This is a genomic window from Cobetia sp. PDI-23MA, from assembly GCF_059507735.1.
The window spans coordinates 752,409-764,690 of record NZ_CM183352.1; the positions used below are offsets into that span (position 1 = coordinate 752,409).

The window sequence follows — 12,282 nt, forward strand, 5'->3', positions numbered from 1 at the left end:
ATCGTCCGCAGAAATTCCGGGGCGGACGGGGCGTGCCGCGTGACGTGGTATCCGATGGCAGCCGATCACGATGTGTGAGCGATCTGCCAGCGAGATCACTCGACGACGCGCGGAACCAGATACAGACCCTGCTCTGTGGCCGGGGCTACCTGCTGAAAACGCTCGCGCTGATTCGATTCGGTGACTTCGTCCGCGCGCAGGCGTTGCGTGGCTTCCAGCGGGTGTGCCAGCGGTGCGACGCCGTCGGTATCGACCTGTTGCAGCTGGTCGACCATGGCGAGAATCCGGTCGAGATCCTCGACGTAGGCTTCGGCATCCTGCGAGGCAAGACCCAGGCGTGCGAGGTGAGCGGCACGCAGCACATCTGAATGTTCAAGGGCCATTGAAGTTTCCCTGTCTTGGCTTCGAGAGGCTTGAGGTGACGGCAGGAGTCGGAGACGACCACGCGGAATCGGACTGGCGCCACGAGCGCGAAAGGCCGAATTCGAAAATCGTGGTGTCCCGGCAAACCCGATGCCCGTTACCCTGTAGAACAGCGCGCTTTGCAGCGATGGAGCAATCTGTCGCCGAATGCGCCGTCACAGTGTGATTCGGCGTGAAATGTACCACATCTGCGTCGCTCTGGCAGGCGTGTCAGCTTGCCGCCATGGGGTGGCAATGGTACCGTTCGCGTCTGCACAGGGTTCCGGTCTGGACTAGGTGATCAACTTCCATGTTTAAACGTTTACGTGGGCTGTTCTCGAGCGATCTGTCGATCGATCTGGGTACTGCCAACACGCTTATTTATGTGCGCGGTCGCGGTATCGTGCTCGACGAGCCCTCAGTCGTGGCCATTCGCCAGTCCGGGAATGCCCGCAGTGTGGCGGCCGTCGGTGCCGATGCCAAGCGCATGCTGGGGCGCACCCCCGGCAATATCACGGCCATCCGTCCGATGAAGGACGGCGTCATCGCCGACTTCACCGTTACCGAACAGATGCTCCAGCATTTCATCCGCAAGGTGCATCAGAGCACCTTCCTGACACCCAGCCCTCGTGTGCTGGTGTGCGTGCCGTGCATGTCGACCCAGGTCGAGCGTCGCGCCATCAAGGAATCGGCCGAAGGGGCCGGCGCGCGTGAGGTCTACCTGATCGAGGAGCCGATGGCTGCCGCGATCGGTGCGGGTCTGCCGGTGGAAGAGGCGATGGGCTCCATGGTGGTCGATATCGGTGGTGGTACCACTGAAATCGCCATCATCTCGCTCAACGGCGTGGTCTATTCCGAATCCGTGCGTATCGGCGGTGACCGCTTCGACGAAGCCATCACCTCCTATGTGCGTCGCCATTACGGCAGCTTGATCGGTGAGGCGACGGCCGAGCGCATCAAGGAAGAGATCGGTTGTGCCTACCCGGGTGGCGAGCTGCGCGAGATCGACGTGCGCGGCCGCAATCTGGCCGAGGGTATTCCGCGTTCCTTCACGCTCAACTCCCACGAGATTCTCGATGCGCTGCAGGAACCGCTGGCGGCCATCGTCTCGGTGGTCAAGAGCGCGCTTGAGCAGTCTCCGCCGGAACTGGCCTCCGACATCGCCGAGCGCGGCCTGGTACTGACCGGTGGTGGGGCGCTGCTGCGTGACATCGACAAGCTGATCGCGGAAGAGACGGGGCTGCCGGTGATCATCGCCGAAGACCCGCTGACCTGCGTGGCGCGTGGCGGTGGCAAGGCGCTGGAAATGATCGATCAGCACACCTTCGAGCTGCTGTCGAGCGATTGACCTCGTCCGGGGCCGGGCATGCTGTGTGCTGTACGGCTGGTCCCGGCCTGTCGGAGGAAGTGCTATCAAACCCCTGTTCACGCGTGGCCCCGTGCCCGGCTATCGCATGCTGTTGTGCGCGGTGCTGTCACTCACGCTGATGTTTGCCGAAGATCGCTTCAGCTGGATGGTCGATGTGCGCGCCAGCATGGCGACGCTGGTGTCGCCCGTGCAGTGGGTCGTCAGCTTGCCGACGGAAGGCATCAGCTGGGGCGCCCTGGTGTTTGCCGATCAGCAGGAGTTGGCCGACGAGAATCGCGCGCTGCGCGAACAGCTGCTCAACCTGTCCAGCCGTGTGCAACGCATGGCGAGCCTGACTTCCGAGAATACGCGTCTGCGCGAATTGCTCAATGCCGGACAGCGCAGCGATATCCCCTATATCACCTCCCAGTTGTTGACCCTCGATGCTGACCCGTTCTCCCACCGCATGGTGGTGGACCGCGGTGAGCAGGACGGCGTGCGCATCGGCCTGCCGGTACTCGATGCCTATGGTCTCGTCGGGCAGGTCATCTCCACCTCGGCCTACAACAGTCGCGTGCTGATGATCAGTGATGCCAGCCATGCGGTGCCGGTGGAGATCAATCGCAATGGCCTGCGCTTCATCGCCCAGGGCAGTGGCAAGATCGACCAGGTCGATGTGCTGCATGTGCCGGATACCGCCGACATTCGTGTCGGGGATCTGCTGGTGACTTCCGGACTGGCGCTGCGCTTTCCGCGCGGCTTGCCGGTGGCACGTGTCACCGAGGTCTACCATGATCCCGGCAAGCCGTTCGCCCGCGTGAGTGCCGAGCCCATCGCGCAGCTGGAGCGTTCGCGCAACTTCCTGATCCAGATGCCGCCGCCGGTGGACACCGACAACCTGTATGTCGATGACAGCCTCGATGAGTTGCCGCGCGACAACCTGGCGGCGCCCAGACCCGAGGGTGACGACGCCGCACAAGGCTCCGCCGAGGATGCGGCAGACGCACAGGCACCCACCGATGCTGCCGGGGAGAACAACTGATGGCCTTTCGTCCCCAGACCACCTTGCTGTGCTGGTTCTCGCTGCTGCTGGCGCTGTGTCTGCAGGTCATGCCATTGCCGGATGTATGGCTGATCTGGCGGCCCCAGTGGCTGGGTCTGATGCTGGTCTACTGGTGCATCGTCTCGCCGCAGAGTGTCGGAGTCTTCCACGGCTTCCTGTTCGGGCTGGCGCTGGATGTCCTGCAGGGCGCACCGCTGGGGCACAACGCCCTGGTACTGTCGCTGACGGCCTTCATGGGTGTGCTGCTCTATCAGCGTATTCGCGCCTACTCGCTGTTGCAGCAGGCGTTGCTGGTGATCGTGGTGCTGGGCATCGCGCAGTTGCTGGATCAATGGCTGCGCAGCCTGTTCGGTGCCGGCCCCGTCAGCCTGTCGTTCCTGCTCTCGGCGGTCATCGGCGGCGCGCTGTGGCCGTGGCTCTATACCCTGCTGCAGATGCTGCGTCGGCGGGTCGCGGCCTGAGTGCCACTGGCACGTCGATAGCGTTTCTTGTGAGCTTCCAAAAGCCGCCTACGGGCGGCTTTCTGGTACTTGTCAGCCATCAACGCCTGTCAGTCATGTTTCTCCGCGAGGTCTTCCATGTCATCCCGTTCAAGTTCATCCGCTTCCAGGCCATCCACACCTGATACCGACAGCCCCACTTCCTCACTCTTTGCAAACTCTGACGCCGCGGGGCAGCGCAACGTGATGTTTCAGGGCATTGCTCAACAGGGCATTGCTCAACAGGGTTCTGATCAACAGGACGCTGCTCATCCGGGATTGATTCTGGCCTCGGGGTCGCCGCGTCGTCGTGACCTGCTGGCCAGTATCGGCATCCAATGTGAGGTGGCGCCGGTGGATATCGATGAGACGCCGCAGGCCAATGAGTCGCCGGAGCATTACGTGCTGCGTCTGGCGCGAGAGAAGTCGCAGGCCGGTTTCGCGGCCCTGGCGCAGCGGACGGCAGGCCAGACGGCGGGGTGGCGAGTACTCGGCGCGGATACCGCGCTGGCACTGGATGGACGCACTCTCGGCAAGCCGCGCGACGAGTTGGACGCGCGCGAGATGCTGCTCAGCCTCTCGGGGCGCAGTCATCAGGTGCTCAGTGGTGTGGCGCTGTGTCATGGCGACGCCGGGCGCGACATCCGCTGCGCGAGCGAGCTGGTCGAGAGCCGCGTGACCTTCCGCACCATCACCCCAGAGGAGGCCGCGCGCTACTGGGCGACCGGTGAGCCCGCTGACAAGGCAGGTGGTTACGCCATCCAGGGGCTCGGCGCCGTCTTCGTCAGTCATCTTGAGGGCAGTTACAGCGCCGTGGTCGGGCTGCCGCTGCATGAGACTGCACAGCTCTTGAGCAAGGCGGGCGTTCAGCCGTGGCAACCGCTCTGACGGGCGATGTTCCACGCTGCATCCGTCGGGCGTCGAGTCAGCGCACCAGCGTTATCACGAAGAACCATGGCTTGCATGCGTGGCACAAAATACCCGTTGCAGGAAATCCTTAGTCGATAGATCACAGCCGGGGGCTCCCTAGCTATGTCATAATCGCAAGCAACGACTTTACAAGGACTTGCGCTATGAGCGGCGAGGTATTGATCAATCTGACACCGATGGAGACCCGCGTGGCGGTAGTCGAGAACGGTGTCCTGCAGGAAGCCTTCATCGAACGCAGCGGGCGACGCGGCATCGTCGGCAACATCTACCGTGGCAAGGTGGTGAGAGTATTGCCCGGCATGCAGGCGGCCTTCATCGATATCGGTCTCGAACGGGCGGCCTTCATCCATGCCCAGGAAGTCATGCCGGCGCATACGCCGCATGATGAGCAGCTTTCGATCCGCGAGCTGCTCAGCGAAGGCCAGCCACTGGTGGTGCAGGTCACCAAGGACCCCATCGGCACCAAGGGCGCCCGGCTGACCACGCATCTGTCGGTGCCGTCACGCTATCTGGTCTACATGCCGGACTCGCCGCATACCGGCGTGTCGCAGCGCATCGAGAGCGATGTCGAGCGTGACCGCCTCAAGGAGATGACCGAGCAGTGCCTGACGGAGCTTGATCCGGAGGCGCCCGGCGGCTTCATCCTGCGCACCGCCGCCGAGGGCATCAGCGAGGCGGAACTCAAACAGGACATGCATTTCCTGCTGCGCCTGTGGCGCAAGGTCAGTGAACGTCGCCTCACCGCTGCCGTGCCCAGCGTCATCTACGATGATCTGCCACTGTTCATGCGCACGCTGCGCGATGTGATGCGCGACGAGATCGAGCGCGTGCGCATCGATTCCCGCGAGAACTATCTGCGTCTCAAGGAATTCTCCAGCGAATTCATGCCGGACATGGAAGGGCGCATCGAGTATTACCCTGGCGAGCGACCGATCTTCGATCTGTTCAGTGTCGAGGATGAGCTGCACAAGGCGATGGGTCGCAAGGTGCAGCTCAAGAGTGGTGGCTATCTGGTGATCGACCAGACCGAGGCGATGACCACCATCGACGTCAACACCGGTGGTTTCGTCGGCCACCGCAACCTCGAAGAGACCATCTTCAAGACCAATCTCGAGGCGGCGACCGCCATCGCGCGCCAGCTGCGGCTGCGCAATCTCGGCGGCATCATCATCATTGACTTCATCGACATGGAAGAGGCCGAGCATCAGCGCCAGGTGCTGCGGGTGCTCGAGAAGTCGCTGGAGCGTGACCACGCCAAGAACAAGATGACCGGTGTGACCGAGCTGGGCCTGGTGCAGCTGACGCGCAAGCGCACGCGCGAGAGTCTGGAGCAGGTGCTGTGCGAGGCCTGCCCGACCTGTCAGGGGCGCGGCACCCTCAAGACGCCGGAGACGGTCTGCTACGAGATCTTCCGCGAGATCATGCGCGAAGAGCGCGCCTACAGCCCGGATACCTACATGGTGCTGGCCTCACAGAACGTGGTCGATCGCCTGCTGGACGAGGAATCCGCGGCCGTGGCGGACCTCGAGAGCTTCATCGGCAAGACCATCCGTTTCCAGGTCGAGGCGCATTACACCCAGGAGCAGTACGATATTGTGCTCATGTGATCTGTCAGCCACCGAGCCTGCGATGAAGCCGGGAGTCGCGTTATCCACATCGTGAGTCTGTCCTGTTCGGAGAACCATCAGTGACCCGTTCTACCTCACCAGAGGCGGCACGTTCCACCTCGCAAGAGGCGGTGCAGGAGGGCGTCGACGACACCCCGTCTTCGCCAGCTGCGGTGCCAGCGCCACCCTCGCGTGGGCGGCGCTGGGCGCGCGGGCTGCTGATGGCGCTCGCGGTACTGCTGGCGTTGCTGGCCATCCTGATCGGGGGCCTGCGCTGGTGGTTGACCACGCTGGATTCGCGCAGTGAGTTCATCAGTGACTTCATCGCCACCCAGACCCACTCCAATGTGGGGATGTCATCGCTTGAGGGCCGAATAGATCACCTTGATCCGGCCATCGAGCTGTCCGGTCTGAACCTCTTTCGTCCCGACGAGATGCAGGCGGCGCCGCTGTTGAGCGTGTCCCATCTGGAAACCCGTCTCGATGTGCTCTCCTCCCTGCGCCATCTGGCGCCTGTCTTTGATCGCGCCACTGCCACCGGCGTCATCGTGCACCTGTACCAGCGTGAAGATGGCAGCTGGGGCTGGCCGGGGCCGCCGCGTCCTCCCGAAGCGCTCGAACCCGAAGGGCAGGTGAGCCTTGCGCAGACGGAGCAGGGGCTGGCGCTGCTGGCGCGTCAACGAGTGCGGCTCGAGGATGTGCGTCTGGTGCTGCATGGTCGCAACGATACCCTCAACCTGAATGCCGCCGAACTGTTGCTGTCGGGAGAAGGCGATCGCGCGCATCTGGAAGGCCAGTTGCGGGTCGGGGAATCGCCTCAGGCCGGAGTCAGCGCCGTACTGGAAGTGCTGCCGGGAGATGACGGCCTCGCCGACTACTCGGCCCAGCTGCAGGTGGAGCTGGACGCCGGTGCGCTGGCGAGTGTCGGTCGCCTGATGAGCGAGCGCGACAGCCTGATGCTGCGCGACGCCGATGGCAACGCGACGCTGTGGGCGCGCTGGCGTGACGCACGACTGGAAGATGCTCGCCTGCGTCTCGATCTCAATCGCCTGACGCTGGATCACCATGGCGCCCAGCTGGCGCTCAAGGACATTCATGCGCGTGGCCAGTGGCTGCGCGACCTGGCGGGCAGTGATCGCTGGCAGGCTTGGCTCAATCAGATCTCGGTCGGCGCCACGCAACTCGATGACGCCCCGGCGGCCGGCGCTCCGGTGGCCGGCACTCCGGCGGCCGGCGCCCCGGTGGCAGGCAGTGACGGCCAGACGCCGCAAACGGCGTCATCGCCAGAAGCCTCCACGGCGCTTGCCAGCCTGCCCGAGCGTATATCGCTGTCGGGGGATCTCGCCGATGGCAGCGTGTCGCTGGTCACCAGCAGTTTCGATCTGGAAAAGGTGGCGCGCTGGCGCAATGTGCTGGCGCTCGGCGAACTTGGGGATGTGCTCGAGTCTCTCGATCCGCGAGGCACGGCCAACGGCCTCTCCCTGTCGCTGGCCGGGATCGGGCTCGATGCCCCGCTGACCATGACGCTGGCGCTGGGGCTCACCGGCGCCGAGGTGGAACCCTGGCAGGGCGCCCCGGGACTCGGCCCCCTGGCGGCCTGGGTCACCGCGCACAGTCTTGAGGAGGGCGGCATCGCGAGCCGGATCGCGTTTCGTGGTGACCCGGGGATGCGCTTCCACTTTCCCGAAGTCTTCGGCGACGGCTGGCAGCTCGAGGCCGCCGACGGAGTGGTCGAGGTCAAGGTCGATGACAGTGGCAGCAGCGTCACGGGGCATGACCTGCATATCCAGCGCGACGGCGCCGATGTGACGGGCGGCTTCGGCCTGCAGATTCCCGCTCAGGACCATGATCGCTTCCAGCTGGATCTCGAGATGCGCGATGTGAACGCCCGCAGTATACCGCTGGCCTCCTGGTTGCCGATGAAGGTGCTGGACCCGGCGCTGAGTGAGTGGTTGACGCGCGATGTCGCGGGGCAGGTCCCCGAGGGCAGCCTGCATCTCACCCAGGTGTGGGATGATGACAATGGCGAGGATGGCTATGGACCCGGCGATTCGCTGGACCTTGAGCTGGCCATCGAAGACGGGCGACTCGGTTACGCCGAGGGCTGGCCTGCGCTGGAGGGCGTGAAGGGCAACCTCGCGCTGCATGACAATGCGTTGAGTGCCACGGTCGCGGCGGCGCGCTCTCAGCCGGCCACGGCGCTGGGCGGTGCAGCACCTCTGTCGGTGCGTCAGGCCGATGTCGGCATGCAGGACAATACCTTGAGTATCCAGGGGGATGTGACCGGCAGCGTCGAGGCGCTGTTCGATCTGATCTCGCATGCGCCGCTCGAGGATACCGCTGCGTTGATCGCCGAGTGGCAGGGCAAGGGCTCGGTGGCTGCGTCCATGGATATCCGCGTGCCCCTGGAGGACGCCGAGCAGACGCGCATCACGGCGGCGGGCAAGGTGGGCGAGCGCCAGGCGGCGACGCTGGTCTTTCCGGGGCCGGGCATCGAGGTTGATGACATTCGCGGGCCGCTCGAGTTCGTGCATGACCCTTCCCGCCCCGAGGGGCGTCGTGAGCAGTTGACCGGCAACCTCTCCGGCAAGCTGTTCGGCGGTGCGGTCAAGGCGGCGCTCAACATCGGGCAGGAAGATTCAAGCAGCAAGGGCGCGATCACCTTCGATGGCAAGGCGCCATTGGCACCGGTGCTGGGCTGGCTGGGCACGCCCGAGCACCTGATCGGCGATGCCGCCGAGAACACTCGGGCCGCCTTGCAGGACGGCGAGACGCCGCGTGCGCTGGGCGGCGAGTTCAACTATCAGGCGCGCCTGATGCTGCCCGATGACGGCGCCACTCTGGCGCTCTCGAGTGACCTCAAGGGAGTCGCCATCAATCTGCCGGCACCCTTTGGCAAGACGCGAGAGGAGGCGGCCCCACTGGCGGTGGATATCGGTCTCGCGGAGGGTGGCGGTGATGTGCGTCTCGACAATCGCGCCCGGGCACGCTGGAAAGGCGGCAATACGCGTGATGATGGCAGCACGGTGCCGATGACGGGGCAGTTGTGGCTGGAGCGTTGGCCGAGCGACCCGCAGTGGCCTACCCAGACCGGCTGGGACATCGCCTGGCGCACACCGACCCTTGCCCCCGAGCTCTGGAAGCCGTGGGCGGGAGCGCTCTCCGGTGAGGGCAGCGCGAGTGATGAGGGCGGCGCGAGTGGTGAGAACAGCGCGAGTAGAGAGGGCAACGACACGGAGCAGAGCGACCCCCTGCGTGCCTTGTCACGCCTGCGCGTTGCCACCGATTGCCTGATGATCCAGTCCCGGTGTGCGGGGCCGATGACGCTGGAGGCCGCGCCACGCCAGAGCTCGCAGCAGCAAGGACTGGGGCTGGCCGCGACGCTGGATGGTCAGCTCGCCAGTGGTGAGCTGGTGTGGCAGTCAGGTGCCGCGCGACCGCTGATTCTGGACCTGGACACTCTGAATCTCGACGCCCTGTGGCCCGCGGATGCCGAGCAGGAGACGCAGACTGCCAGTGTGCCAGGCAACTTTACCGAGGCTATCGATGTCGGCATCGAGCCGACGCCGTATCCCGCCGAGCTTGCCGACCTGCCCGCGGGCAGTCTGCGTCTGGCACACCTCATCTGGCGCGATCAGCAGCTGGGGCCGATCAGTGCCGACTGGACCGCCGACAGCCAGCAGCTGGTGGTGTTGCCGCTCTCCATCACGCTGGGCAGAATCACCGCAGTGGGCAATATCACCTGGGAGGATGCCGGCGCCAACAGTCTGACGCGCGCTCGCCTGTCCGCCGATGGCAGTGACCTGGGCGGGCTGCTCGAGCGCCTCTCCCAACCGCGCGGCATCGAGGCGGACCGCGCCCGGGCCGAGGTCAAGCTGGCCTGGCCCGGTGCGCCGCAGGACTTTGCCCTGTCACGCTCCAATGGTCGCGTCGAGATCAAGCTGGATGACGGACGCTTCCTGAATCTGGGCTCGACCTCCGCCCGCCTGCTGGGGCTGGTCAATGTGGATAACCTGCTGCGCCGGCTGTCGCTGGACTTTTCTGATGTCACCGACAAGGGGACGGCCTTCGACAAGGTGCGCGGCGCAGCGACGCTCTTCGATGGGCGGCTGGAAAGCGATGGCCCCTTGCGTATCGAGGCGCCGTCCACCACCGTGACACTCAACGGTCAGGTCGATCTGCTTCGCGGTACCCTTGATCAACGCATGGCCATCACGGTGCCGGTCAGCCAGAACCTTCCGCTGGCCGCCGTGCTGGCAGGCGCGCCCGCCGTGGGCGGGGCGCTGTTCGTGGCCGACAAGATCTTCGGCCGCTTCATCGACAAGGTGACGCAAATTCACTATCGGGTATCAGGCCCCTGGGGCGACCCGAACATTACTCTGGAAAGTGCCGAATGACGCAAAATGCGAGTTCCGGTCGCGTGCTCGACGATGCCGCGGCCCTGTTGCTGACCCCGGGCGGGCTCAGCCTGGATGATCTGGATGCTGGCCTGGCACATGCCATGGGCCCGGGCACCGACTATGCCGACCTCTACTTCCAGCGTATCTGGCAGGAGAGCTGGGTGCTGGAAGACGGCGTCGTCAAGGACGCCAGCTATAACATCGATGGCGGCGTGGGCGTACGCTCACTGGCGGGGGAGAAGACCGGCTTCGCGTACTCCAATCAGATCGATGCCGCCGCGCTTGCCGATACCGGTCGTACTGCGGCGGGTATCTCGCGCAGCGGCAGCAGCGGTACGGTCGCAAGCTCGATCATCACCCAGGCGCCGTCCTTCTATGCAGGCATCGACCCGCTGAATGGCCTGAGCGCTGAGGACAAGGTCGCGATGCTCAAGGAGGCGGATCGCATCGCGCGCAGCCTCGACCCTTCCATCAGTCAGGTATCGGCCTCGCTGTCGGCGCTTTACGAGGTGGTGATGGTGCGTGCCAGTGATGGCACCTTGGCGGCCGACCTGCGCCCGCTGGTGCGTTTCAACATCAGCGTGATCGCGGTGCGCAATGGGCGTCGCGAGCGTGGCAGCGCCGGTGGTGGCGGTCGCTTCCCGCTGACTCGCCTGCGCGACGACAATGTCGCCGAGCGTTACGCGCGCGAAGCCGTGCGTCAGGCGCTGGTCAATCTCGAGGCCGTCGATGCGCCGGCCGGTCAGATGCCGGTGGTGCTGGGCAATGGCTGGCCGGGCGTGCTGCTGCACGAGGCCGTCGGTCATGGTCTGGAAGGTGATTTCAACCGCAAGGGCAGCTCTGCCTTCTCCGGTCGCATGGGCGAGCAGGTCGCGGCGCGTGGCGTCACCGTGGTCGACGATGCGACCCTGGCCGATCGCCGAGGCTCGCTGTCCGTCGATGATGAAGGCACCCCGGGCCAGTACACGCCGCTGATCGAGGACGGCATTCTCACCGGCTACATGCAGGACAAGCTGAATGCTCGCCTGATGGGCATGGCACCGACGGGCAACGCGCGTCGCGAGTCCTTCGCCCATCTGCCGATGCCGCGCATGACCAATACCTACATGCTGGGCGGCGAACGTGACCCGCAGGAGATCATCAAGAGCGTCAAGCGCGGGCTCTACGCGGTCAGCTTCGGCGGCGGTCAGGTGGATATCACCTCCGGGCGCTTCGTGTTCTCGGCCAGTGAGGCCTACCTGATCGAGGATGGCAAGGTGACCACGCCGGTCAAGGGTGCGACCCTGATCGGCAATGGCCCGGAATCCATGGGGCGCGTCTCGATGATCGGCAACGATCTCGAGCTGGATACCGGGGTCGGCGTGTGTGGCAAGGACGGCCAGTCCGTGCCGGTCGGCGTCGGCCAGCCGACCCTGAAGCTCGACGAATTGACGGTGGGAGGCACCCAGTCGTGAGCCGATGAGGCTGAACGACAGGGAGCAGACATGACGACGCCGCCGTGGCAGGGCCGCAGCGGCGTCGATGAAGCGGGAAATGCCAGAATCAGAGATCGAGTTCGGCACGCAGCAGCTTGAAGAGCTTCTTGGCGCTGTTGGGCTGCTTGCCGGCATCACGTTCGGCACGTGAGTTGCGGATCAGCTGACGCAGTGCCTGGCGGTCCACCTCGGGGTGGTCCTCGACGAAGATCACGAAGGCTTCGTCATCCTCGATCAGGCGGTCACGCCAGCGCTCCAGGCGCTGGAAGGAGGCATCACGACGGATGCTCTGCTGTTCCATGTTCTGGAAGACGGCATTGATGGCCTCGAGGTCTTCCTTGCGCATCAGCTTGCCGACGTACTGCATGTGACGACGCAGGCCCTCGTGACTGCGAATGCGACCGCATTCATCGATGGCGGCCAGCATGTCATCGGATAGCGGAAACTTGGCGCGCTGCCCGGCCGGCATGTCGATGATCTTCTTGCCCAGTGCCTGAAGTTCGATCATTTCACGCTTCATCTGGGATTTGCTGGGACGCTCGACGAGCTCCTCAGATCTTTCTTTACGCATGCCAATT

The 12,282-nt window shown here is 64.8% G+C and carries 9 protein-coding genes; 7 read left to right on the forward strand and 2 right to left on the reverse strand.

The genetic code is table 11. The features are described 5' to 3' along the window. Positions 1–95: 95 nt before the first annotated feature. Positions 96–383, reverse strand: a complete 288-nt coding sequence (gene gatC / locus AC5WNJ_RS03225) for an Asp-tRNA(Asn)/Glu-tRNA(Gln) amidotransferase subunit GatC (protein WP_054555110.1) — start codon at positions 381–383, stop codon at positions 96–98. A 329-nt stretch (positions 384–712) separates the two neighbouring features. Between gatC and AC5WNJ_RS03230 the strand changes: the two genes are divergently transcribed. The 7 genes from AC5WNJ_RS03230 to tldD all read left to right on the forward strand — a co-directional run bounded on the left by AC5WNJ_RS03230 (position 713) and on the right by tldD (position 11,683). Beyond that, complete coding sequence (locus AC5WNJ_RS03230; protein WP_043332576.1) at positions 713–1,750, forward strand: rod shape-determining protein; 1,038 nt, start codon at positions 713–715, stop codon at positions 1,748–1,750. A 64-nt stretch (positions 1,751–1,814) separates the two neighbouring features. After that, positions 1,815–2,792 (forward strand): rod shape-determining protein MreC, encoded by a 978-nt coding sequence (mreC, locus tag AC5WNJ_RS03235; protein WP_366071643.1) that lies wholly within the window; start codon positions 1,815–1,817, stop codon positions 2,790–2,792. Further along, a complete protein-coding gene (mreD, locus tag AC5WNJ_RS03240; RefSeq protein ID WP_043332574.1) occupies positions 2,792–3,274 on the forward strand; it encodes a rod shape-determining protein MreD in 483 nt (160 codons plus the stop codon). The genes mreC and mreD overlap by 1 nt, the downstream gene beginning before the upstream one ends. Before the next feature lie 225 nt (positions 3,275–3,499). Further along, positions 3,500–4,180 carry a Maf family protein gene (locus AC5WNJ_RS03245; protein WP_176678267.1) on the forward strand — a complete coding sequence of 227 codons (681 nt, stop codon included), beginning with the start codon at positions 3,500–3,502 and terminating at the stop codon, positions 4,178–4,180. Positions 4,181–4,365: 185 nt separating this feature from the next. After that, a complete protein-coding gene (gene rng, locus AC5WNJ_RS03250) occupies positions 4,366–5,829 on the forward strand; it encodes a ribonuclease G (RefSeq protein ID WP_176676275.1) in 1,464 nt (487 codons plus the stop codon). 80 nt (positions 5,830–5,909) lie between these two features. Then, positions 5,910–10,226: a YhdP family phospholipid transporter gene (locus AC5WNJ_RS03255; protein ID WP_495930381.1), complete on the forward strand. Its 4,317-nt coding sequence runs from the start codon at positions 5,910–5,912 to the stop codon at positions 10,224–10,226. Beyond that, positions 10,223–11,683, forward strand: a complete 1,461-nt coding sequence (gene tldD / locus AC5WNJ_RS03260; RefSeq protein ID WP_176676277.1) for a metalloprotease TldD — start codon at positions 10,223–10,225, stop codon at positions 11,681–11,683. The genes AC5WNJ_RS03255 and tldD overlap by 4 nt, the downstream gene beginning before the upstream one ends. Before the next feature lie 88 nt (positions 11,684–11,771). On the opposite strand, the gene yjgA is transcribed toward tldD, so the two are convergent. Then, positions 11,772–12,275: a ribosome biogenesis factor YjgA gene (gene yjgA, locus AC5WNJ_RS03265; RefSeq protein WP_176676278.1), complete on the reverse strand. Its 504-nt coding sequence runs from the start codon at positions 12,273–12,275 to the stop codon at positions 11,772–11,774. Positions 12,276–12,282: the final 7 nt, after the last annotated feature.